This is a genomic window from Saccharothrix tamanrassetensis, from assembly GCF_014203665.1.
GTDB classification, from domain to species: domain Bacteria; phylum Actinomycetota; class Actinomycetes; order Mycobacteriales; family Pseudonocardiaceae; genus Actinosynnema; species Actinosynnema tamanrassetense.
Genome location: NZ_JACHJN010000002.1, coordinates 424,830 through 448,591, shown reverse-complemented (window position 1 = coordinate 448,591; position 23,762 = coordinate 424,830). Strand labels below are relative to the sequence as shown.

At 68.5% G+C, this 23,762-nt stretch carries 19 protein-coding genes; 4 read left to right on the top strand and 15 right to left on the bottom strand.

Annotated features, from left to right (window positions below; translation table 11 throughout):
- Positions 1-10: 10 nt before the first annotated feature.
- The 8 genes from rplW to rpsL form a co-directional block, all read right to left on the bottom strand.
- Complete coding sequence (rplW, locus tag FHS29_RS07035; protein WP_015105262.1) at positions 11-310, bottom strand: 50S ribosomal protein L23; 300 nt, start codon at positions 308-310, stop codon at positions 11-13.
- Entirely contained in the window at positions 307-993 is a 687-nt protein-coding gene (gene rplD, locus FHS29_RS07030; RefSeq protein WP_184689377.1) for a 50S ribosomal protein L4, read from the bottom strand. The genes rplW and rplD overlap by 4 nt, the downstream gene beginning before the upstream one ends.
- Before the next feature lie 2 nt (positions 994-995).
- Complete coding sequence (gene rplC / locus FHS29_RS07025; RefSeq protein WP_121009868.1) at positions 996-1,646, bottom strand: 50S ribosomal protein L3; 651 nt, start codon at positions 1,644-1,646, stop codon at positions 996-998.
- Between the two features lie 28 nt (positions 1,647-1,674).
- Positions 1,675-1,980 carry a 30S ribosomal protein S10 gene (gene rpsJ / locus FHS29_RS07020; RefSeq protein ID WP_003938093.1) on the bottom strand — a complete coding sequence of 102 codons (306 nt, stop codon included), beginning with the start codon at positions 1,978-1,980 and terminating at the stop codon, positions 1,675-1,677.
- 324 nt (positions 1,981-2,304) lie between these two features.
- Complete coding sequence (tuf, locus tag FHS29_RS07015; RefSeq protein WP_184689375.1) at positions 2,305-3,498, bottom strand: elongation factor Tu; 1,194 nt, start codon at positions 3,496-3,498, stop codon at positions 2,305-2,307.
- A 140-nt stretch (positions 3,499-3,638) separates the two neighbouring features.
- Positions 3,639-5,741 (bottom strand): elongation factor G, encoded by a 2,103-nt coding sequence (gene fusA, locus FHS29_RS07010; protein ID WP_184689373.1) that lies wholly within the window; start codon positions 5,739-5,741, stop codon positions 3,639-3,641.
- A gap of 84 nt (positions 5,742-5,825) precedes the next feature.
- On the bottom strand, positions 5,826-6,296 hold the full coding sequence (gene rpsG / locus FHS29_RS07005) for a 30S ribosomal protein S7 (RefSeq protein ID WP_184689371.1): 471 nt from the start codon (positions 6,294-6,296) through the stop codon (positions 5,826-5,828).
- Positions 6,296-6,670 carry a 30S ribosomal protein S12 gene (rpsL, locus tag FHS29_RS07000; protein ID WP_030473471.1) on the bottom strand — a complete coding sequence of 125 codons (375 nt, stop codon included), beginning with the start codon at positions 6,668-6,670 and terminating at the stop codon, positions 6,296-6,298. The genes rpsG and rpsL overlap by 1 nt, the downstream gene beginning before the upstream one ends.
- A 451-nt stretch (positions 6,671-7,121) precedes the next feature.
- On the opposite strand from rpsL, the gene FHS29_RS06995 reads away from it, so the two are divergent.
- The 4 genes from FHS29_RS06995 to FHS29_RS06980 all read left to right on the top strand — a co-directional run bounded on the left by FHS29_RS06995 (position 7,122) and on the right by FHS29_RS06980 (position 9,305).
- Complete coding sequence (locus tag FHS29_RS06995; protein ID WP_184689369.1) at positions 7,122-7,985, top strand: phosphotransferase family protein; 864 nt, start codon at positions 7,122-7,124, stop codon at positions 7,983-7,985.
- A gap of 38 nt (positions 7,986-8,023) precedes the next feature.
- A complete protein-coding gene (locus FHS29_RS06990; protein ID WP_184689367.1) occupies positions 8,024-8,323 on the top strand; it encodes a TFIIB-type zinc ribbon-containing protein in 300 nt (99 codons plus the stop codon).
- A 104-nt stretch (positions 8,324-8,427) separates the two neighbouring features.
- A complete protein-coding gene (locus tag FHS29_RS06985; protein ID WP_184689365.1) occupies positions 8,428-8,874 on the top strand; it encodes a hypothetical protein in 447 nt (148 codons plus the stop codon).
- Positions 8,871-9,305 (top strand): hypothetical protein, encoded by a 435-nt coding sequence (locus tag FHS29_RS06980; RefSeq protein WP_184689363.1) that lies wholly within the window; start codon positions 8,871-8,873, stop codon positions 9,303-9,305. Before FHS29_RS06985 ends, FHS29_RS06980 begins: the two co-directional genes overlap by 4 nt.
- A 697-nt stretch (positions 9,306-10,002) precedes the next feature.
- On the opposite strand, the gene FHS29_RS06975 is transcribed toward FHS29_RS06980, so the two are convergent.
- The 7 genes from FHS29_RS06975 to FHS29_RS06945 form a co-directional block, all read right to left on the bottom strand.
- Entirely contained in the window at positions 10,003-13,899 is a 3,897-nt protein-coding gene (locus tag FHS29_RS06975) for a DNA-directed RNA polymerase subunit beta' (protein WP_184689361.1), read from the bottom strand.
- Between the two features lie 116 nt (positions 13,900-14,015).
- A complete protein-coding gene (rpoB, locus tag FHS29_RS06970; RefSeq protein ID WP_184689359.1) occupies positions 14,016-17,498 on the bottom strand; it encodes a DNA-directed RNA polymerase subunit beta in 3,483 nt (1,160 codons plus the stop codon).
- A gap of 1,198 nt (positions 17,499-18,696) precedes the next feature.
- Positions 18,697-19,659, bottom strand: coding sequence for a hypothetical protein (locus tag FHS29_RS06965; protein ID WP_184689357.1), 963 nt, complete (start codon positions 19,657-19,659; stop codon positions 18,697-18,699).
- A 20-nt stretch (positions 19,660-19,679) separates the two neighbouring features.
- Positions 19,680-20,186 (bottom strand): Rv1363c family protein, encoded by a 507-nt coding sequence (locus FHS29_RS06960; protein ID WP_184689355.1) that lies wholly within the window; start codon positions 20,184-20,186, stop codon positions 19,680-19,682.
- 28 nt (positions 20,187-20,214) lie between these two features.
- The gene (locus FHS29_RS06955; protein ID WP_184689353.1) at positions 20,215-21,441 is read right to left on the bottom strand and encodes an MCE family protein; all 1,227 of its coding nucleotides are present in this window, start codon (positions 21,439-21,441) and stop codon (positions 20,215-20,217) included.
- Positions 21,438-22,592, bottom strand: coding sequence for an MCE family protein (locus tag FHS29_RS06950; protein ID WP_184689351.1), 1,155 nt, complete (start codon positions 22,590-22,592; stop codon positions 21,438-21,440). The genes FHS29_RS06955 and FHS29_RS06950 overlap by 4 nt, the downstream gene beginning before the upstream one ends.
- Positions 22,592-23,761, bottom strand: coding sequence for an MCE family protein (locus FHS29_RS06945; protein WP_184689349.1), 1,170 nt, complete (start codon positions 23,759-23,761; stop codon positions 22,592-22,594). The genes FHS29_RS06950 and FHS29_RS06945 overlap by 1 nt, the downstream gene beginning before the upstream one ends.
- Position 23,762 lies beyond the last annotated feature (1 nt).

Sequence of the window (23,762 nt, the reverse complement as noted above, 5' to 3'; positions counted from 1 at the left end):
CTCGTCGTCATCAGGCGGCCGGGCCGCCGAAGATCTCGATCGGCTTGCTCTCGGCGGACAGCGTCACGATGGCGCGCTTGGTGTCCTTGCGCTTGCCGAAGCCCGTCCGGGTGCGCTTGCGCTTGCCCTGGCGGTTGATCGTGTTGACGCTGACGACCTTGACGCCGAAGACCTTCTCCACGGCAATCTTGATCTGGGTCTTGTTCGAGCCGGGAGCCACCACGAAGGTGTACTTGTTCTCCTCCAGGAGCCCGTAGGACTTCTCGGAGATGACCGGCGCGAGCAGGATGTCCCTGTGGTCGGGGATCACTTCTCGTCCTCCACTTCGGACGAACCGGCGATCGCCTCGGCCGAGCCGGCACCCTGCTGGGCCTTGCTCGCCAGGAACACGTCCAGAGCGTCCTTGGTGAACACCACGTCGTCGTTGACCAGCACGTCGTAGGTGTTCAGCTGGTCCGGGGCGATGATGTGCACGTGCGGCAGGTTGCGCAGGCTGACCCACGAAACCTCCTCGGTGCGCAGCAGCACGACCAGGATCCGACGCGCCTCGCTGACCGACTCCAGCACCTTGCGGGCGGTCTTGGTCGACGGGGCGTCGCCCGACACGAAGCCGCTCACCACGTGCACCTGGCCGGCGCGCGCCCGGTCGGAGAGGGCACCGCGCAGGGCGGCCGCCTTCATCTTCTTGGGGGTGCGCTGGCTGTAGTCGCGCGGCTGGGGGCCGTGCACGATGCCACCACCGGCGAACTGCGGCGCGCGGGTCGAGCCCTGGCGGGCGCGGCCGGTGCCCTTCTGCCGGTACGGCTTCTTGCCACCGCCGGAGACCTCGCCGCGGGTCTTCGTCGAGTGCGTGCCCTGGCGGGCCGCGGCCAGCTGGGCCACGACGACCTGGTGCAGCAGCGCGACGTTCGCCTGCGCGTCGAAGATCGCGGCGGGCAGCTCGACGTTGCCGTCGGTCTTGCCCTCCGGGGTGCGGATCTCAACGGAAGTCACGATCAGGCACCACCCTTCGCAGCGGTCTTGACGAACACGGTGCCGCCCTTGGGACCGGGCACCGCGCCCTTGATGAGCAGCAGGCCGGACTCGACGTCGACCTTGTGCACCTTCAGGTTCTGGGTGGTCACGCGCACGTGGCCCATCCGACCCGCCATGCGCAGGCCCTTGAACACGCGACCCGGCGTGGCGCAACCGCCGATCGAGCCGGGCGAGCGGTGCTTGCGCTGCGTGCCGTGGCTCGCACCGAGGCCGTGGAAGCCGTGGCGCTTCATGACACCCGCGGTGCCCTTGCCCTTGCTGGTGCCGACCACGTCGACCACAGCGCCGGCCTCGAACACCTCAGCGGTGACCTCCTGGCCGACCTGGTACTCGGAGGCGTCGGTGGTGCGCAGTTCCGCGAGGTGGCGACGGGGGGTGACCCCGGCCTTGGCGTAGTGGCCCGCAACGGGCTTCTTCACCTTGCGCGGATCGATCGCACCGAACGCGAGCTGCACGGCCGAGTAGCCGTCGTTCTCCTGGGTCCGGACCTGGGTGACCACGTTCGGCTCTGCCTTGACGACGGTGACCGGGACGATCCGGTTGTTCTCGTCGAAGACCTGAGTCATGCCGAGCTTGGTGCCCAGGAGGCCCTTAACCTGCCTGTCAGACATTGGTCTCGTTACTCTCCGCGTCCAACGCTTACTGGATGTTGACGTCGACGCTCGCCGGCAGGTCGATGCGCATGAGCGCGTCCACCGTCTTCGGCGTCGGGTCGAGGATGTCGATCAGACGCTTGTGCGTGCGCATCTCGAAGTGCTCGCGCGAGTCCTTGTACTTGTGCGGCGAGCGGATGACGCAGTACACGTTCTTCTCAGTGGGCAGCGGCACAGGCCCGACGACCCGAGCGCCGGTGCGCGTCACGGTCTCGACGATCTTGCGCGCAGACGCGTCGATCGCCTCGTGGTCGTAGGCCTTGAGCCGGATGCGGATCTTCTGTCCCGCCATGATGGCTTGCCGTTCCTCTGCTTCTCGATACCGCTGCGGTGCGGGCAACCGAATGAGGTCAGCAGACCTCCGGCGCGTACCGCCCCCTATTCAGGACTGACACCTCAGCGGTGTCACGGTGCCCGGTCCACGCGGTCGGGCGTGTCGCGCCCTTGGCCACAGACCGGTCCCACTGATGAAACCTGTGGGATTGCCTTGCTGATGAATCCCCTCGTGACGGGGCGGCCGGATCCCAACGGGATCGGCCGCCCCGACGAGCAACCCGTCAATGGTCGCACACGCGGGTGCGCAGACCAAATCGGGGGGTGCGGTTCTAGAGCGAGGTCACTTGAGGATCTTGGTGACCGAGCCCGCGCCGACCGTCCGGCCACCCTCGCGGATGGCGAACCGCAGGCCCTCGTCCATGGCGATCGGCTGGATCAGCTTCACGGCCATCGACGTGGTGTCGCCCGGCATGACCATCTCGGTGCCCTCGGGGAGGGTCACCACACCGGTCACGTCGGTGGTGCGGAAGTAGAACTGCGGGCGGTAGTTGTTGAAGAACGGCGTGTGGCGGCCACCCTCGTCCTTCGACAGGATGTAGACCTGCGCCTCGAACTCGGTGTGCGGGGTCGTGGTGCCCGGCTTCACGATCACCATGCCGCGCTCCACCTCCTCGCGCTTGATGCCGCGCAGCAGCAGGGCGGCGTTGTCGCCCGCGCGACCCTCGTCGAGGAACTTCTTGAACATCTCGATCGAGGTGACCGTGGTCTTCTTCGAGGTCTCCTTGATGCCGACGATCTCGACCTCTTCGTTGACCTTGATGATGCCGCGCTCGATGCGACCGGTCACCACGGTGCCGCGGCCGGTGATGGTGAACACGTCCTCGACCGGCATCAGGAACGGCCGGTCGACCTCGCGCTCGGGCTCCGGGATGCTCTCGTCCACGGCGTCCATCAGGCCGATGAGCTTCTCGCCCCACTCGGCGTCGCCCTCCAGCGCCTTCAGCGCGGAGACGCGCACGACCGGCAGGTCGTCGCCCGGGAACTCGTACTCGGAGAGCAGCTCGCGGACCTCGAGCTCGACGAGCTCCAAGATCTCCTCGTCGTCCACCATGTCGGCCTTGTTCAGGGCCACCACGATGTACGGCACGCCGACCTGGCGGGCGAGCAGCACGTGCTCCTTGGTCTGCGGCATCGGGCCGTCGGTCGCCGCGACCACCAGGATGGCGCCGTCCATCTGCGCCGCACCGGTGATCATGTTCTTGATGTAGTCGGCGTGACCCGGGCAGTCGACGTGCGCGTAGTGGCGCTTGTCGGTCTGGTACTCGATGTGCGCGATCGAGATGGTGATGCCGCGCTGCTTCTCCTCCGGCGCCTTGTCGATCTGGTCGAACGGCGTGAAGGGGTTGAGGTCCGGGTACTTGTCGTGCAGGACCTTGGAGATCGCCGCGGTCAGCGTGGTCTTGCCATGGTCGATGTGACCGATGGTGCCGATGTTGACGTGCGGCTTCGTCCGCTCGAACTTCGCCTTCGCCACTGGATTGTCCTCCTGGACTTCTATTGCTTGCCCGACGGGCGGGTCTACCGCCCGCCGGGCCTCACGTCAGGGTCGGGTTTGCGGACCCCAGGGACTTCACCCCGGAGAGCCCGCGTGGTGCTGCGGTGCTCCGGTTGGGGTTACTCGCCCGTCGCCTTCGCGATGATCTCCTTCGCGACGTTCGCGGGAACCTCGGCGTAGGAGTCAAAGGTCATCGAGTAGTTCGCGCGACCCTGGGTCTTGGACCGCAGGTCGCCGACATACCCGAACATCTCCGACAGCGGGACCAGTGCCTTGACGACACGGGTGCCGCTGCGCTCCTCCATGGCCTGGATCTGGCCACGGCGGGAGTTCAGGTCGCCGATCACGTCGCCCATGTAGTCCTCGGGCGTGGTGACCTCGACGGCCATCAGCGGTTCGAGGATCGCCGGGCTCGCCTGCCGGGCGGCTTCCTTGAGCGCCATGGAACCGGCGATCTTGAAGGCCATTTCCGACGAGTCGACCTCGTGGTAGGCGCCGTCGACCAGCGTCACCTTCACGCCGACCAGCGGGTAGCCCGCCAGCACGCCGTACTGCATGGCGTCCTGGGCGCCGGCGTCGACCGACGGGATGTACTCCCGCGGGATGCGACCACCGGTGACCCCGTTGACGAACTCGTAGAGAGCGCCGTCGTCCTTCTTCTCCAGCGGCTCCAGGTCGATGAGGACCTTGGCGAACTGGCCGGAACCACCGGTCTGCTTCTTGTGCGTGTAGGAGTACTTCTCCACCTTGCGGCGGATCGTCTCCCGGTACGCCACCTGCGGCTTGCCGATGTTCGCCTCGACCTTGAACTCGCGGCGCATGCGGTCCACCAGGATGTCCAGGTGGAGCTCGCCCATGCCGGCGATGATCGTCTGGCCGGTCTCCTGGTCCAGGTTGACCCGGAACGTCGGGTCCTCCTCGGCCAGCTTCTGGATCGCGGTGCCCAGCTTCTCCTGGTCCGCCTTGGTCTTCGGCTCGATCGCCACCTGGATGACCGGCTCCGGGAACGTCATCGACTCCAGCACGATGGGGTGCTGAGGGTCGCAGAGCGTCTCACCGGTGGTCGTGTCCTTCAGACCGATCACGGCGTAGATGTGGCCCGCGATGGCCTCGTCGACCGGGTTCTCCTTGTTGGCGTGCATCTGGAAGATCTTCCCGATGCGCTCCTTGCGGTCCTTGGTCGAGTTGATGACCTGGGTACCGGCGGCGACCCTGCCCGAGTAGACCCGGATGTAGGTCAGCTTGCCGAAGAACGGGTGCGCCGCGATCTTGAACGCCAGCGCGGAGAACGGTTCGTCGGTGGACGGCTTGCGGAAGGCCGGCGTCTCGCCGTCCTGGAGCGTGCCCTCGACCGGGGGGAGGTCCAGCGGAGCCGGCAGGTAGTCGATCACCGCGTCGAGCATGGGCTGGACGCCCTTGTTCTTGAACGCCGAGCCGCACAGCACCGGGTAGGCGCTGCGGTTCTTGACGATCGCGCGGATGCCCGTCTTGATCTGCTCGGTGGTCAGCTCCTCGCCGCCCAGGTAGAGCTCCATCAGGGCGTCGTCGGTCTCCGCGACGGCCTCGACCAGCGCCTCGCGGTACTCCTGCGCCTTGTCGGCGAGGTCGGCCGGGATCTCCTCGACCGTGTAGTCCTCACCCTTCTGGACCTCGCCGCGCCAGGTCAGCGCCCGCATCTCGACCAGGTCGACGACGCCGATGAACTCGCTCTCCGACCCGATCGGGATCTGGATCGGCAGCGGCTTGGCGCCCAGGCGCTCCTGGATGGTGCGCACGGTGAAGTAGAAGTCGGCGCCCAGCTTGTCCATCTTGTTGACGAAGCAGATGCGCGGGACGTCGTACTTGGTGGCCTGCCGCCAGACCTGCTCGGACTGCGGCTCGACGCCTTCCTTGCCGTCGAACACCGCGACCGCGCCGTCGAGCACGCGGAGGTTGCGCTCCACCTCGACGGTGAAGTCGACGTGGCCCGGCGTGTCGATGATGTTGATCTGGTGGTTCTTCCAGAAGCAGGTCGTCGCGGCCGACGTGATCGTGATGCCGCGCTCCTGCTCCTGCTCCATCCAGTCCATCACGGCCGCGCCGTCGTGGACCTCGCCGATCTTGTAGCTGATCCCGGTGTAGAACAGGATCCGCTCGGTCGTCGTGGTCTTGCCCGCGTCGATGTGGGCCATGATCCCGATGTTGCGGACCTTGTCCAGGTCGGTGAGCACATCCTGTGCCACGGGTGTTTCCCCTGTCTTGAGCTCGCAGGCTCACTAGGGCCGGGAGAGCCCGGCCGGTCCCCGGGGAACCGGCCGGGCGTCACATCACCAGCGGTAGTGGGCGAAGGCCTTGTTCGACTCGGCCATCTTGTGGGTGTCCTCGCGGCGCTTGACGCTCGCGCCCAGGCCGTTGCTCGCGTCGAGCAGCTCGTTCATCAGGCGCTCGATCATGGTCTTCTCGCGGCGCTGCCGGGAGAAGGTGATCAGCCAGCGCAGCGCCAGCGTGGTCGCGCGGCCGGGCTTGACCTCGATCGGCACCTGGTAGGTGGCACCACCGACGCGACGGCTCTTGACCTCCAGGGCGGGCTTGACGTTGTCCAGCGCGCGCTTGAGCGTGACGACCGGGTCGGTGCCGGTCTTGTCGCGGGCACCCTCCAGGGCGCCGTACACGATCCGCTCGGCCACGGAGCGCTTGCCGTCGACCAGCACCTTGTTGATGAGCTGGGTCACCAGCGGAGAGCTGTAGACCGGGTCGGAGATCAGCGGCCGCTTCGGGGCCGGTCCCTTGCGGGGCATCAGCTCTTCTCCTTCTTCGCGCCGTAGCGGCTGCGAGCCTGCTTGCGGTTCTTCACGCCCTGCGTGTCGAGGGAACCGCGGATGATCTTGTAGCGGACACCGGGGAGGTCCTTCACACGACCGCCGCGCACGAGCACCATCGAGTGCTCCTGGAGGTTGTGACCCTCGCCGGGGATGTAGGCCGTGACCTCGATGCCGCTCGTCAGCTTCACGCGGGCGACCTTGCGCAGAGCCGAGTTCGGCTTCTTGGGCGTGGTCGTGTAGACGCGGGTGCACACACCGCGCCGCTGCGGGCTGCCCTTGAGCGCCGCGGTCTTCTGCTTCGCGACCTTGTCCTGCCGGCCCTTCCGGACCAGCTGCTGGATCGTTGGCATTAGCCGGTTGCTTCTTCCGTTCGAGTGCCCGCCGCCCGAGGACGTCGTCCACTGTTTACCTGGTCCCTCTCTGCACCCGAGGTCGGGCGTGTCGCACCCCTTCGACGTGACGGCGACGAGGTCTGACACGGTTACCCCAGGTCCGCAGGCGACATCCCAGGATGCCCCTACGTGTGGAGGTCACCGCGGCCGGCTTTCCAGCACCACTGGCGCGTAGGCACGCGGAGCGGCCCGACATGGGTCGGGCACGAGTACCAAAGATACCCCGCCTGCTTCCCGCCGGTCAAAACGGGTCCGTCACAGCTTACGACCAGGTAGACGAGGCCGCACCCGCCTTTCCGCCCCACCCCTCCGCTTTCCACGCCTGGCCGTGCGACCGGCGGACGTGATAGCGGGTCGTGCACGTGGACGGTCCGAACCGGCGGTTCAATCGGTGAACCACACTGTGGGGGTGGATTTCGATCTCGTCGCGGGCATGGCCGCGTTGGTGGCCGCCGACGCGAAGCCCGAGGTGCTGGCAGTGCGCGGTGACGTCCTGGTCGTGCGGGTGGCGGACGTGGTGCTCAAGGCGCACGAGCGCGGCACGGACCTGGCAGTCCTGACGGCGCGGCTGCGATTGGCCGGCGACCCACGATTGAGTGAACTTCTGCTGCCGCCCCGCTCCGCGCCCGCCGTCGTCCGCGGTCGGGTGGTCACCGCGTGGCCGGTCGGGACGCCGGTGGAGCAGGGCGAGCCGGAGACGTTGCCGATGGAGCAGGCCGGGCGGATGCTCGCCGCGCTGCACGAGTTCCGGCGGGCGGACTTCGCACCGCCGGTGCCGATCGCCGGGGCGCAGGCCCGGATGGAACGGGCGGTCCGGGAGCTGCCCGACGGGCCGGGGTCGGGGGTGGTGCGGCGGGCGTTCGACACCCTGGAGCCGCTGCCCGGGGGCGACACCCTGATCCACGGGGACTGGCACCTCGGCCAGTTGGTCCGGCGGGACGGGTACCGGCTGATCGACGTGGACGACCTCGGCGTCGGCGACCCGGCGTGGGACCTGGCGCGGCCGGCGGCGCTGTTCGCGGCGGGTGTGCTCGACCCGCGTTCGTGGAGCCGGTTGCTGGACTCGTACCTGGACGCGGGTGGTACGGCCGTGCGGCGGGAAGATCCGTGGGAACGGCTGGAGGCTCCGGCGCGCGCACTGGTCGTGCAGATGGCGGCGCGTGCTCTCACCGCTGCGCAGCGCGACGGAAAGCCGTTGACCGAAGCCCAGGAAGCGCTGATGGACGCGTGCGGGCGGATCACGTCCGAGCACGAACCCATTCCGCGCGGCTAATATCGCGCTCATCGCACCGAGAGCAGGAGGCTCACACGATGCAGTGTCCCAAGTGTCATGCGAACATGCGCACCTTCGACCGCATGGGCGTACACATCGAGCAGTGCGACGGCTGCCGCGGGGTCTTCCTCGACTACGGCGAGCTTGAGGCCATCACCCGCCTGGAGACCCAGATGGCCCCTCCTCCGCCCCCGCCGCCGGTCGCGCCGGCGCCCGCCCAGGTCCACTACGTGCAGCCGGTCCAGCAGCCCGGTTGGGGCGCGCAGCCGCAGTACGGCCACCACGGCTACGGCCACCGCAAGCGCCACGGTCTTTCGGGCCTGTTCTTCTCGTCCTGACCCGGTCCCGGCCGGTCCCGGCGCGATCCGGGCCCGGTTCCGCCGCCTCCGTTGCGACTCCCGAAAATCTGGGCGATACTCGGTAGTGACTCAGGGAGGTCGCCATGTCCGTCGCAACGGAGGCCGCGCAGATCCGGGATCTCTTCGACCAGATCGAGGAGATCGAGGAGGTCGCCTCCAGCCTGTCCGAGGACGACGAGCGGCGGCACAAGCTCGACGGCGTGGTGGCCCGCGCGCTGCGCACGGCCCCGCCGGTGCGGCCGGTGGTGGCCGGCGAGCTGCTCGACCTGACCGAGAAGACGGTCAAGGCCTGGGCCCGCGAGGGTGTGCTGTCGATCCACAGCCAGGAGCCCCGGATGCTGCTGGACGCGGTGCGGTTGCACGAGGTGCTGCACGTGGTGTCCGAACTGCGCCGGGCCGGGCGCACCAGGGGCCTGTTGGACGAGGTGCACCGCAGGCTGAGCGACCAGGCGCTGCTCGACCGCGACGACCTGGCCACCAGCTTGGCGCAGATGCACCGCGGTGAAGGACGGGTAGTCCGCTCAGCTTGATCAACGTCGTGGAGACGCCCGTGGCGGGCGCGCAGGCCGCGCGGCTGCGAGGCCCTGCCCGTCAGGCGTACGAACGCTTCCTGGACGACCTGTCGCACGGCGGCTGCGCGTCCCTCGGCTACCGGGTCACCGGCCCGGAACCGCTCCCCCGCCTGTGCGTGAAGCACCTGCGCGGCACCGACCGCGTCATCGTGGCGTTCCCGAGCCCGGACACCGCCTTCGTGCTTCTGGTCGGCACCCACGAAGACGACCCCGGCCGCAACCTGTACGACGCCCTCTACGAACTGGCCGGCGTCCGACCGCGCCTCAACGAGCGCCGCACCAAGCCTCCGTGCTGTAGCGACGGCACTCCCCCCACCGCCGACGAGGACCTCGTCGACGATTTGGTGGCGCGCGCACGAGCCTTGGCGAAATCCCGTCGCCGCCCTTGAGTGGTCTATCGGGAAGCTATCCGTGAACAGCACTGCTTTGAGCCGCGCGCAGCGCGTACTCCTGCCGTGCTGTGTGTCATCCCCGTATGGCCTGCGCGCAGCGAACCACGCTTGTCTTGGGAGTGCAAGCACGCTTTTCGCTTGCACTCCCAAGACAAGCGTGGTTGTCTTCTGACCAGGGCATACGGGGATGACACACAGCCTTCAAGCTTTTGGCTTTGGCTTTTATGGGATCCTTGGCGGTCTGCCCGTCCGGCGAGGACTCTTTTCATACTTGGTGCCGCACGGATCCTGGTAATAAAAGCGACGCTCGCCGCTGGGCAGACCTCCGGGGAGGAAAAACGAAGGGCGTCGTGTTCTCCCCGCATGGCCTGTCAAAGACCACCACCCTTGTCCTGGGAGGTCAAGCGGAAAGCGTGCTTGACCTCCCAGGACAAGCGCGGTAGCCCTCCGGGCAGGCCATACGGGGAGAACACGAAGACACAGGTGTGCGCGGCGCACGGCTCCTGGGGCGGACAGCTCTCGGGGCGGACGGCTCTGAGGGGCGTGCGGCGAGTGCGGGCGGGTGAGGTGGCGTGCGGGGTGAGGGCGACGCCGTGGCGGGGTGCGGGCGGCGTGGGTGTGAGCGGGTGAAGGAACGGCCCCCGGAGCGGGAGGCTTCGGGGGCCGTTCGGTCTTGCGGGGACTACGGGGTCGGTCAGCGGTAGTCGCGGCCGAAGTCGTAGTCGTCCAGGGGCACTGCGGCGCCGGTACCGGTCCCGAACACGTCGGGGGTGTAGTAGCCGTCGTCGTAGGACGGGATGGCGTAGGCCGCGGCCCGTGCTTCCTCCGTCGGCTGGACCTGGATGTTCCGGTACCGGTTGATGCCGGTGCCGGCCGGGATCAGCTTGCCGATGATCACGTTTTCCTTGAGGCCGATGAGCTTGTCCGAACGGCCGTTGATGGCCGCGTCGGTCAGCACCCTCGTGGTCTCCTGGAACGACGCCGCGGACAGCCACGAGTCGGTGGCGAGCGACGCCTTCGTGATGCCCATCAGGACCGGACGACCGGCAGCGGGCTCGCCGCCCTCGGCGACCACGGCGCGGTTGCCGGACTCGAACTCCGCGCGCTCGACCAGCGAGCCCGGCAGGAACTCGGTGGCGCCCGAGTCGATGATCGTCACCCGGCGCAGCATCTGCCGGACGATGACCTCGATGTGCTTGTCGTGGATCGCCACGCCCTGGGCCCGGTAGACCTTCTGGACTTCCTGGACCAGGTGCAGCTGGGCCTCGCGCGGACCCATGACGCGCAGCACCTCGTGCGGGTCGGGCGTGCCCTCCAGCAGCTGCTGGCCGACGTGCACGTGGTCGCCGTCCTGGAGCGGGCCGGTGGCCGTGTTCGCGAGCCGCTGCCGCTTCGACAGCTTCTCGAAGATGATCTCCTCGGACCCGTCGTCCGGGATGAGGGTGATCTTCCAGAACCGGTCGCCGTCCTCGATGCGCACCCGGCCGTCGACGTCCGCGATGGGCGCCTTGCCCTTCGGCACCCGGGCCTCGAACAGCTCCTGCACCCGGGGCAGACCCGTGGTGATGTCGTCACCGGCGACACCACCCTGGTGGAACGTGCGCATGGTCAGCTGCGTGCCGGGCTCACCGATGGACTGCGCGGCCACGATGCCGACGGCCTCGCCGACGTCGACCAGCTTGCCGGTCGCCATCGAACGGCCGTAGCAGGACGCGCACACCCCGACCGCCGACTCGCAGGTCAGCACGGAGCGGACCTTGACCCTGGTGACGCCCGCCTCGACGAGGGTCGCCAGCGCCGGGTCGCCCAGGTCGTCACCGCGGTTGAGCACCACGTTGCCGTTGGCGTCGGTGATGTCCTCGGCGATGGTCCGCGCGTACACGGAGGTCTGCGCGAACTCCGCGAGACCGACCTTGTCGCCCATCTTCTCGCCGACCGTCATGTTCACGCCGCGCGTGGTACCGCAGTCCACCTCGCGGATGATGACGTCCTGCGAGACGTCCACCAGACGACGGGTCAGGTAACCCGAGTCGGCGGTGCGCAGCGCGGTGTCGGCCAGGCCCTTGCGGGCACCGTGCGTGGCGATGAAGTACTCCAGCACCGACAAGCCCTCGCGGAACGAGTTCTTGATCGGGCGTGGGATGTACTCGCCCTTCGGGTTGGTCACCAGACCGCGCATACCGGCCAGCGAGCGGACCTGGGTCATGTTGCCCGCCGCCCCGGACTTCACGATCATCCGGATCGAGTTGTCCTCGGGGAAGTTGGCCTCCATCACCTCGGCGACCTCCTCGGTCGCCTTGGTCCACACCTTGACCAGCTCGTTGTTGCGCTCGATGTAGGAGAGCTGACCGCGCTGGTAGCGCTTCTCCACCGCGTCGGCGAGCTTCTCGTACTCGTCCAGGATGCCCTGCTTGGCCTCCGGCACGAGCACGTCGGAGATCGCGACCGTGACACCGGACCGGGTGGCCCAGTAGAAACCGGCGTCCTTCAGCTTGTCCAGCGTCCGGGCGACGGTGACCATCGGGTACCGCTCGGCCAGGTCGTTGATGATCGTGGCCTGCCGCTTCTTGGGCATGACCTCGTTGATGAACGCGTAGTCCTGCGGCAGGACCTCGTTGAACAGCACGCGGCCGAGGGTGGTCGTGGCCAGCCACGGCTGACCGGGCTCCCAGCCCTCCGGCACCTCGTCCTTCGGCGGGTTCTTGTCCGTGATCCGGATCTTCACCATCGCCTGGAGACCAAGCACCTTGCGGTCGAACGCCATCAGCGCCTCGGCCGGCGAGGAGTACGCCAGGCCTTCGCCGAGGTCGCCCTCCTTGTGCCGGGTCAGGTGGTACAGGCCGGTCACCATGTCCAGTCGGGGCATGGCCAGCGGCTTGCCCGACGCGGGCGAGAGGATGTTGTTCGACGACAGCATCAGCACGCGCGCCTCGGCCTGCGCCTCGGCGGACAGCGGCAGGTGGACCGCCATCTGGTCACCGTCGAAGTCGGCGTTGAACGCCTCGCAGACCAGCGGGTGCAGCTGGATGGCCTTGCCCTCCACCAGCTGCGGCTCGAAGGCCTGGATGCCCAGGCGGTGCAGCGTCGGTGCGCGGTTGAGCAGCACCGGGTGCTCGGTGATGACCTCTTCCAGCACGTCCCACACGGCGGGGCGGGCGCGCTCGACCATCCGCTTGGCGGACTTGATGTTCTGCGCGTGGTTGAGGTCGACCAGCCGCTTCATCACGAACGGCTTGAACAGCTCCAGCGCCATCTGCTTGGGCAGACCGCACTGGTGCAGCTTGAGCTGCGGGCCGACCACGATGACCGAACGGCCGGAGTAGTCGACGCGCTTGCCGAGCAGGTTCTGCCGGAACCGGCCCTGCTTGCCCTTGAGCAGGTCGGACAGCGACTTCAGCGGCCGGTTGCCCGGACCGGTGACCGGACGCCCGCGGCGGCCGTTGTCGAACAGCGCGTCGACGGCCTCCTGGAGCATCCGCTTCTCGTTGTTGACGATGATCTCGGGCGCGCCGAGGTCGATCAGCCGCTTGAGGCGGTTGTTCCGGTTGATCACCCGGCGGTACAGGTCGTTCAGGTCGGACGTGGCGAAGCGGCCACCGTCGAGCTGCACCATCGGGCGCAGGTCCGGCGGGATGACCGGGACGCAGTCCAGCACCATGCCCTGCGGGTTGTTGCGGGTCGCCTGGAAGGCGGCCACCACCTTCAACCGCTTCAGGGCGCGCAGCTTCTTCTGGCCCTTGCCGCTGCGGATCGTCTCGCGCAGCACGTCGGCCTCGGCGTCCACGTCGTAGTCACCCAGCAGCCGCTGGATGGCCTCGGCGCCCATGGCACCGGTGAAGTAGTCGCCGTAGCGGTCGTACAGCTCGCGGTAGAGCAGCTCGTCCGCGATCAGCTGGGCGCGCTCCAGCTTGGTGAAGGTGGACCAGATCTCGTCGAGCCGGTCCAGCTCGCGCTGGGCCCGGTCGCGGAGCTGGCGCATCTCGCGCTCGCCGCCCTCCTTGACCTTGCGGCGGACGTCGGACTTGGCGCCCTCCGCCTCCAGCTCGGCCAGGTCGGCTTCCAGCTTCTGCGCCCGCGCCTCCACGTCGGCGTCGCGCTTGTTCTCCACGCGCTTGCGCTCGACCTGCATCTCGTTCTCGAGCGTCGGCAGGTCGTTGTGGCGCAGTTCGGTGTTCACGCCCACGATCACGTAGGCCGCGAAGTAGATGATCTTCTCGAGGTCCTTCGGGGCCAGGTCGAGCAGGTAGCCCAACCGGCTGGGGACGCCCTTGAAGTACCAGATGTGCGTGACCGGGGCGGCCAGTTCGATGTGGCCCATCCGCTCGCGGCGCACCTTGGCGCGGGTCACCTCGACGCCGCAGCGCTCGCAGATGATGCCCTTGAAGCGGACCCGCTTGTACTTGCCGCAGTAGCACTCCCAGTCCCGGGTGGGACCGAAGATCTTCTCGCAGAACAAGCCGTCCTTCTCCGGCTTGAGCGTGCGGTAGTTGATGGTCTCGGGCTTCTTGACCTCGCCGAAGGACCACTGGCGGATGTCGTCCGCGGTCGCGAGACCGATGCGGAGCTCATCGAAGAAGTTGACGTCGAGCACGTCTACTCTCTTCCCCTTTTTGTTTCGGTTGCCCTCGAAGGGGCGTAGCTGAAGGAGCTGGTGGCCGGGTCACCGCGCGGGACGCGGGAGGCGTCCCGCGCGGTGACCGCCGGGGGTCAGTTGACGACGTCGTCCACGGACGGCGACTCGGACCTCGACAGGTTGATGCCGAGGTTCGCGGCCGCGCGCTCCAGGTCTTCGTCGTCGCCGTCGCGCATCTCGATCGCGGCGCCGTCCGAAGACAACACCTCGACGTTGAGGCACAGCGACTGGAGCTCCTTGAGCAGCACCTTGAAGGACTCCGGGATACCCGGCTCCGGGATGTTCTCGCCCTTGACGATGGCCTCGTAGACCTTCACGCGACCCAGCACGTCGTCGGACTTGATGGTCAGCAGCTCCTGCAACGTGTAAGCCGCGCCGTAGGCCTGCATCGCCCAGCACTCCATCTCACCGAAGCGCTGGCCGCCGAACTGGGCCTTGCCGCCCAGCGGCTGCTGGGTGATCATCGAGTACGGGCCGGTGGAACGGGCGTGGATCTTGTCGTCCACCAGGTGCAGCAGCTTCAGGATGTACATGTAGCCGACCGACACCGGGAACGGGTACGGCTCGCCGCTGCGCCCGTCGAGGAGCACCGCCTTGCCGTTCTCCTTGACCATCCGCTCGCCGTCGCGGTTCGGGATCGTCGAGCCCAGCAGGCCGGTGATCTCGTCCTCGCGCGCGCCGTCGAAGACCGGGGTGGCGGTCTTCGTGCCGGGCTCCACGTCGTAGAGGTCGGCGGGCAGGTTCTTCGCCCAGTCCGGGTCGCCGTTGATGCTCCAGCCCTGCTTGGCGATCCACCCGAGGTGGGTCTCCAGCACCTGGCCGATGTTCATCCGGCGCGGCACGCCGTGCGTGTTCAGCACGATGTCCACCGGGGTGCCGTCCTCCAGGAACGGCATGTCCTCGACGGGGAGGATCTTGCCGATGACGCCCTTGTTGCCGTGCCGGCCGGCGAGCTTGTCGCCGTCCTGGATCTTGCGCTTCTGGGCGACGTAGACCCGGACCAGCTCGTTCACGCCGGGGGGCAGCTCGTCGTCGTCCTCGCGGCTGAACACGCGGATGCCGATGACCTTGCCGTACTCGCCGTGCGGCACCTTCAGCGACGTGTCGCGCACCTCGCGGGCCTTCTCGCCGAAGATCGCGCGCAGCAGGCGCTCCTCCGGGGTCAGCTCGGTCTCGCCCTTGGGCGTGACCTTGCCGACCAGGATGTCGCCCGGCTGGACCTCGGCGCCGATGCGGATGATGCCCCGCTCGTCCAGGTCCGCCAGGACCTCCTCGGAGACGTTCGGGATGTCCCGGGTGATCTCCTCGGCGCCCAGCTTGGTGTCCCGCGCGTCGATCTCGTGCTCCTCGATGTGGATCGAGGTCAGGACGTCGTCCTGGACGAGGCGCTGCGACAGGATGATCGCGTCCTCGTAGTTGTGGCCCTCCCACGGCATGATCGCGACGAGCAGGTTCTTGCCCAGCGCCATCTCGCCGTTCTCGGTGCACGGCCCGTCCGCCAGCACCTGGCCGGTCTGCACCCGGTCGCCCTCGTTCACGATGGGCTTCTGGTTGATGCAGGTGCCCTGGTTGCTGCGGCGGAACTTGTGCAGGCCGTAGGTCTGCCGCGAGCCGTCGTCGGCCATGACCGTGACGTAGTCGGCGGAGATCTCCTCCACCACACCGGTCTTCTTGGCCACCACGACGTCACCGGCGTCGACCGCGGCGCGCAGCTCCATGCCCGTGCCGACCAGCGGCGACTCGCTGCGCAGCAGCGGCACCGCCTGGCGCTGCATGTTCGCGCCCATCAGCGCGCGGTTCGCGTCGTCGTGCTCCAGGAACGGGATCATCGCGGTCGCGGCGGAGACCATCTGCCGCGGCGAGACGTCCATGTAGTCCACGTCGAGCGGGTCGATCTGCTCGACCTCGCCGCCCTTCTTGCGGACCAGGACCTTGGTCTCCAGGAAGTTGCCCTCGTCGTCGATCTTGGCGTTGGCCTGCGCCTTGACGTAGCGGTCTTCCTCGTCCGCGGTCAGGTAGTCGATCTGGTCGGTGACCCGGCCGTCGATGACCTTGCGGTACGGCGTCTCGATGAAGCCGAACGGGTTGACCCGGCCGTAGCTCGACAGCGAGCCGATCAAGCCGATGTTCGGGCCTTCCGGCGTCTCGATCGGGCACATCCGGCCGTAGTGCGACGGGTGGACGTCGCGGACCTCCATGCCGGCCCGCTCACGGGACAGACCGCCGGGGCCCAGCGCCGAGAGCCGGCGCTTGTGGGTCAGGCCCGCGAGGGGGTTTGTCTGGTCCATGAACTGGGAAAGCTGGGACGTGCCGAAGAACTCCTTGATCGCCGCCACCACCGGGCGGATGTTGATCAGGGTCTGCGGCGTGATCGCCTCGACGTCCTGGGTCGTCATGCGCTCGCGCACGACGCGCTCCATGCGGGACAGGCCGACCCGGATCTGGTTCTGGATCAGCTCGCCCACCGTGCGCAGCCGGCGGTTGCCGAAGTGGTCGATGTCGTCGACCTCGACCGGCACCTCGGTCTCACCGGGCTTCATCGAGGTCTCGCCGGCGTGCAGACGGACCAGGTACTCGATCGTCGTGACGATGTCGTCCTCGGTCAGCACACCCGTGGTGATCGGCGTGGCCAGGCCCAGCTTCTTGTTGACCTTGTAGCGGCCGACCTTGGCCAGGTCGTAGCGCTTGTCCTTGAAGAACAGGTTCTCCAGCAGCGCCTGCGCGGACTCCTTCGTCGGCGGCTCGCCCGGACGCAGCTTGCGGTAGATGTCGAGCAACGCCTCGTCGGTGCCCGCGGTGTGGTCCTTCTCCAGCGTCGTCAGCAGCGTCTCGGAGAACGAGAACCGCTCGCGGATCTGCTCGGTGGTCCAACCCAACGCCTTCAGCAGCACCGTCACCGGCTGGCGGCGCTTGCGGTCGATGCGGACGCCGACGGTGTCGCGCTTGTCGACGTCGAACTCCAGCCAGGCACCCCGGGACGGGATGATCTTGACGCTGAAGACGTCCTTGTCGGTCGTCTTGTCGATCGCCGTGTCGTAGTAGACACCCGGCGAGCGGACGAGCTGGGAGACCACGACCCGCTCGGTGCCGTTGATGATGAACGTGCCCTTGTCGGTCATCATCGGGAAGTCACCCATGAACACCGTCTGGCTCTTGATCTCGCCAGTGGTGTGGTTGGTGAACTCCGCGGTGACGAACAGCGGGGCGGCGTACGTCATGTCCTTGTCCTTGCACTCCTCGGTCGAGGCCTTGACCTCGTCGAAGCGCGGGTCGGAGAAGGAGAGGGACATCGAGCCGGAGAAGTCCTCGATCGGCGAGATCTCGTTCAAGACCTCTTCGAGGCCGCCCGTCGGCGCCTCGTCACCCTCGTCGACGCGGCGCTGGAACCACGCCTCGTCGCCGGTGAGCCACTCAAAGGACTGGATCTGCAGGTCGAGCAGGTTGGGCGTCTGAAGCGGCTCGTGGATCTTCGCGAAAGAGACTCGCTTCGGCGCTCCGGGAATCCCCGACGTGGAGTTGGTCGCAGCAGTGGCCTTGGTCGCGCGAGAGATCGCCAAGATGCGTCCTTCCAGGGACAGGTAGCTGGCTAGTCAGCGGAACTAGCACGGCTGTCAAGGGTGCGGCGATGCCCGGCAATCCAGCTCTCGGCGAAGGGCAAACGGAAAGAGGGCAGCGCAAAGGGGCAGTCTAGCCACGCGCATGCCAACTGTCGAGAGGCACCTCGAAGGACCTTTCTCGTCGTCACCGACAGAGTGACCCTGCCGACGCCCACAGTCAAGATGCCACGCGGCGATCACCCTCGTGGCGCAAGCCCGGCTTACTCGGGGTTACCGCTTTGACCTGCGGAATTACACGGTTGTGGGCCGGGGTGAACTGTTGGCGGGCGTTCGTGGGCCCGCCGGCGGACCCTGCGGTTCCGCTCGGTGACCGGTCAGAAAGTGTGTCGGAGATCACGGTATAGTGCGGTTGCGCGGAGGGGTTTGCAGTCCACAACGGACCCTTGAGCTGGGATGGGGCACGCCCTGACCGCAGGTGCTCTGTCATGTCGGGCGCGTGCCGGTGCGGCGGTGCAGAGCGTGGCGGTGCGGTGCGTGCCGGTGCAGAGCGCGCTGGTGCGGGGCGCGGCGGTGCAGTGCGCTCCAGCGCAGACCTCTGGCCTCGTGTTCTCCCGTATGGCCTGGGCGCAGCCCAACCGCGCTTGTCAAGGGTTATCGACTACCCCCGGTCGGACGTCGGGGACGCGGAGCTTGCGGAGCGTTCACGAGGGGAGGTCATGCGAGGTCGATAGCCCTTGACGAGGGTGGTTGCCTCTGGCAGGCCATGCGGGAGGACACGACGCCCTTCCCCACCCGGAGGCCTGCCCAGCGGCGAGCGTCCGCTTTTCATCTTTTCGACTCTTGGTGATCTTGGCTTGAAGTACCAAGAGCGTCCTCGCCGGACGGGCAGACCGCCAAGGATCTCCACAAGAGCCCTGCAAAGCTCTTCGAGCTTTGGAGGGCGGTGGTCTGCGTGTCCTCCCCGTATGGCCAGGTCAAAGACAACCACATGCGTCAAGGGCAGATCGATCATGTGTGTGCGGTGGTCGCGCGACCGATCTGCCCTTGACACATGCGGTTCCCTGCGGGCAGGCCATACGGGGATGACACGCAGAGGCAGAGGTGTGCGCGGGGCGCGGCAGCCCCACAGAAGCGCGCGGGGCGCAGCCGAACCTCAGGGTGCGGGGTGCGCAGGCCGTGGGCGGGGTAGCGGGGGTGTTCAGTTGCACTTGGCCAGTTCGGCGGATTGGTCGCTGGACTTGCCGAACATCTCCATGTTGTCGACCTTCCAGCGGCCGTCGGACTTCTGGGCGCCGGCCCTCATCATGGCGATGCCGCCGCCGCTCTGGTTGTCCGTGGTGCGGATGGTGACCTGGTCCAGGAACAGCAGGACGGTGGCCCGGTCGGGGTCGAGGCTGGTCACGCCGCTGGAGACGGCCTTCACCGTGACCACCAGCTTCTGCTCCGGGGCCAACGTCCTCACCGGGCCGAAGATGGCGTTGTACTGGCACTTCGCCTTGCCGACGAGGAGTTCGTCGGCGGCCTTCTCGGTGGCCGCCACGTCGGCGAAGTTGTAGGAGAAGGCCTTCTCCACGGCCTCCCGCACCTGGCCGGAGACCTCGGTGGTGCCGGCGCTGTCGACCAGGGCGTCGTTGTGCTCGACCTCGCCCACCCGGCCTTGCAGCCACACGCCCAGGCCCACCAGGACCGCCGCGACCACCACCAGGGCGATGGGCAGCAGGACGTTGGTCGAGGTCGGAGGGGTTGTGGGGGCGGGTTCCGGGGTGGTGCGGACGCTCTTGCCGACCGGTTCGCCGGTGCGCTTGCGGCGGCCGGTGGGGCGGGGCTTCGGGGTCGGGGTGGTGGCCGGGGTGTCGGCTACGTCCTCGACGAAGGGGGGTGGGGCGGAGGTGGGGGCGGCGTCCGGGATGTCGGGTGGGGCGGAGGTGGGGGTGATGTCGGGGATGTCGGGTGGGGCGTGGGTCGGGGTGGTGTCCTGGGGCTGAGAGTCCTGGGGCGGGGTGTCCTGGACCTGGGTGTCCTGGGCGGGGGTGTCCTGTTGCGGGGTGTCGGTGGGGGTGGGGTGGTTCGGCGTGGGGGTGTCGGTGCGTTTGCGCAGGCCGGCTACCCGGGGGCGGACGGTCGGGGTGGAGGGGACGGGGCGGCGGCGAGTCGGTGGCATGGGTTCGGTCCGATCCTTGGTCACGCGCCGCCGGCCGCTACCGGGCCCAGTGCGCTGAGCTTCCAGCCGGCGTCGGTGCGGGTCAGGTCCGTCTGGTAGCGGTTGACCTTCTTCACCGGCTGGGTGCCGTCCGGGGTCACCGTCGTCTCGACCACGGCGATCAGGTGGGCTTTGCCCGCCCTGGTGTCGAGGTCGGTGACCGCCGCGTCGAGGACCCGGCTGACGGTGACCGTCCTGGCGTCGGAGATCTGCTTGCGGCGGCTGTCGCGGCCCGTCTCGATCTCGGTGCGGAGCTCCCCCGTCGACGAGTCGAGCCAGCGGTTCAGGTCTTCGTCGACCTTCTTGTAGTCCAGCGTCGTGAAGTTCGCGATGCCGACCTGTCCCACCCGCAGCACCTCCTCGCGTTCCCGGGAGAACGCCGCCGAGTCGTCGGTCGTCGAGTTCCACCACGACACGCCGGCCCACACCGCGTAGCCGGCGGCCAGCACGGCCAGCACGGCCGCGATCGGCAGGAAACGACGTCGCACGATGTCCTCCAACTCAACGTCCTCCGACTCAGCCCGGCAGTCCGAGCAGCTGGCCCAGGCTGGTCAGCACGGGTGCTTCGGCGCGCTGACCGACGGGCTCCCGGCCCGGCTGGGACGTCTCGCCGCCGATGGGCGTCGTGGGTGTGCCGCCGTAGGGCGCGTTCTGCGCTCCGCGCACGGCGGTGGCGCTGCCGCGTGCCAGCGCGCAGTACGCCCCGGTGTTCAAGGGAGCGGGCGTGGTGTCGGTGCCCTGGCGGATCCTGGTGCCCTCGTAGCCGACGGTGCACGGGGGCGGGTCGAAGACGTTGACGGCCAGTCCGAAGTGGGCGCCGGTGCCGTCGCCCTTCGCCACGCTGAACCCGCCGCCCACCGCGATGGGGTAGGTCACCGCGATCTGCTCCACCCCGTCCAGCCTGGTGACCAGGATGTTGCCGGTGGTGAGCAGGTTCGCCACCACCACGCCCAGGTTCGGCCCGGTTTCCCGGAGCAGCTCGGAGACCTGTTCGGCTGCCTGCGGGGAGATCCCGATCAGCTGCCGGAGGTCGGCGTCGGAGTTCTTCAGCTGCTCGGCCAACGCCCTCAGGTCGGTGCTGAACGACCGGATCGCGCTGCCCTGGGACGCCTGCGTGTTGAGCACCACCAAGCCGTCGTTGAGCAGCGCCTTGGTCTGCGGCAGGTGCTCGGTCGCCGCCTGGGTGAACGCGCGGGTGTTGTCCAGCAGCACCTGGAGGTCCGGGCCGGTGCCGTTGAACGCCTGGTCCAGCTCGTCCACGACGGTGCGCAGCGAGTCGGTGGGCACGGACTTGGCGAACGCGTCCAGGTTGGACAGCAGGCCGTCGACCGGGGGCGGGGTCTTGGTCGCGGTCTTCGGGATGACCGTGCCCGCCGCCAGGTACGGGCCGTCCTCGGTGCGCGGGCGCAGGTCCACGAACTGCTCGCCCACCGCCGAGCGGTTCGCGACCACGGCCTCCAGGTCGGCCGGGATGCGGGGCGCGCTCGGGTCGATGTCCAGCTCGACGTCCAGGCCGTCGGAGGTCAGCCGCATCTGGCCGACCCGACCGACCGCGACGCCCCGGTAGGTGACCTCGGCGTTGGTGAACACGCCGCCGGAGTCGACGAGCTGCATGGTCACCACGTACCCGGACGAGCCGAACAACCGGCCCAGGCCCGCGTACCGCGCGCCCACGTAGCTCACCCCGACCAGCGCGACCAGCACGAACACGCCGATCTGGAGCTTGATCCGGCGCGGGATCACCGCCGACCACCTCCCAGCAGTCCGCCGAGCAGGTCACCGAGGCCGGTGCTGCTCCCCACCCCGGGCAGCGGCAGGTTGGGCAGCGGCAGCGGCAGGGACGGCGCGTTGCCGTCGATGCCGGGCAGCGACGGCAGCGGGCTCTGCCGCGACCGGCCCAGGTTGTCCACCACGTTGCCCAGGTTCAGGTCGATGTCCGCGTACAGGTTGGTGTAGTCGCCCTTGATGCCGTCGACCGCCGAGTCCGGGAACGGGTAGGTCAGCAGCAGCTCGAGCGCGTTCGGCAGGTTCGTGCCCGCCTCCACCAGCTTCCGCAACGTCGGCGTCAGCGCCTTCAGGTCGGCCACGATGTCGTCCTTCGACCGGTTCACCGTGTCCACCGCGACGTCGGACAGGGCGTCCAGCGACTGGAGCAGGGTCACCAGCTGGGTCCGCTGCTCGCTGAGCACCTTCAGGCCCGGCTCCAGGTCGTCCAGCACGCCGGTGATCCGGTCGCGCTGGGCGTCGAGCGTCCCGCCGAGGCGGTTGATGCCGTCCAACGCCCTGGTGATCTCGGTCTTGTGCCCGTCCAGCTCGCCGACCAGCGTGTTCAGGTTGGTCAGCAGCGAGCGGATCTCCGGTTCGTTGCCCTCCAGCGCGGCGTTCAGCTCGCGGCTGATGTTCTGCAACTGGGCGATGCCGCCGCCGTTGAGCAGCATGGACAGCGCGCCGAAGACCTCTTCCACCTCGGGGTTGCGGTTGGTGCGGTCCACCGGGATGGTCGCGCCGTCGACCAGCGTGCCCTCCTCGCGGCCCTCGGCGGGCTTGGCCAGCTCCACGTACTTCTCGCCGAGCAGCGCGGACTGGCGCAGCTTGGCGATCGCGTTCGCGGGCAGCTTCACCCCGCCGTTGACCAGCACGGTCACCTCGGCGGTCCAGCCGTCGGCGGCCAGGTCGATCCGGTCCACCCGGCCCACCGGCACGTCGTCGACCTTCACGCCCGCCTGCGGGACCAGGTCGAGCACATCCTTGAACCGCACCTTCACCGCGTACGGCCGGTCGCCCAGGTCCGCGCCGCCGGGCAGGGCCATGTTGTAGACGCCGTCGAAGCCGCCCGAGCCGCAACCCGCGAGGAGCAGCCCGGCGGACGCCAGCAGGGCGAGTCGCCTGATCATCACCGGGGCACCCCCGCGAGTGGCAGGGGCAGCGGGAGCCTGCCCTGGGACAGGTCGCCGATGACCTCGGCGGGCGTCTTCAACGGCACCGCGCCGGACAGCACCGGCTCCAGCTGCTCGCACGTCTGCGACAGCGGCAGCGGCACCCTGCCCGGCTCCACGGACTGGATCAGCTTGCACACCAGCACGATCGGCGGCTGGTTCAGCTCGTTGATGTCGGCGCGCACGTCCAGCGTGCCGGACGCCGCGTTGTACGCGTTCTGGAGGTTGCCCAGCGCCAGCGGTGCCACGTCCAGCGTCTCGGCCAGCGCCGCCCGCTGGTCCACCAGCACCTGCGTGATGCCGGTCAGCCTGTCCACGTTGGACTTGATCACCGCGCGGTTGTCGTTGATGAAGCCCTGCACCTGGCCCAGCGCGGAGGCCAGCTCGGTCAGCGCGCCCGCCAGGTTCTCCCGCTCGTCGGCGAGGAACCCGGCGACGTCGGCGAGCTGCCGGTTGAAGTCGCGGACCTGGCTGTCGTTCGCGGCCAGCATGCCGGTGAACTTCTGCAGGTTGTCCACGGTGCCGAACAGGTCGTCCTGGGAGCCGGACAGCGTGCGGGTGGCGTCGCCGAGCTGCTTGATCGTGTCGCCGAGCGCCTTGCCGTTGCCGTCCAGGCCCTTCGCGGCCGAGTCCAGCAGCTCGGACAGCGCGCCGTCCTTGTTCGCCCCGTTCGGGCCGAGAGCGGTGGTCAGCCGGTCCAGGCTGGCGTACAGCTCGTCCAGCTCCACGGGGGTCGCGGTGCGCTCGCGCGGGATCGTCGCGTTGTCGCCCATGGCCTGACCGCCGGTGTAGACCGGGGCCAGCTGCACGTACCGGTCGGACACCACGCTGGGCGCGACCACGACCGCCTGGGCGTTCGCGGGCACCTGCACCGTCCGGTCGATCGCCATGGTGACCTTGACCAGCGGCCCCTGCGGCTGCACGTCCTCGATGGACCCGATCCGCACGCCGAGCACCCGCACGTCCGAGCCGGGGTAGACACCCACCGCCGCACCGAACATGGCGGTCACCCGGCGGCTGTTCGTGTCGGAGAACGCCCACCACATCGCCGCCACCGCGACGAGTGCGAGCACGCACCCGATCGCCAACGCCCGTCCGAGGTCGCGGCCCACCCGAGTCGCCGCCATG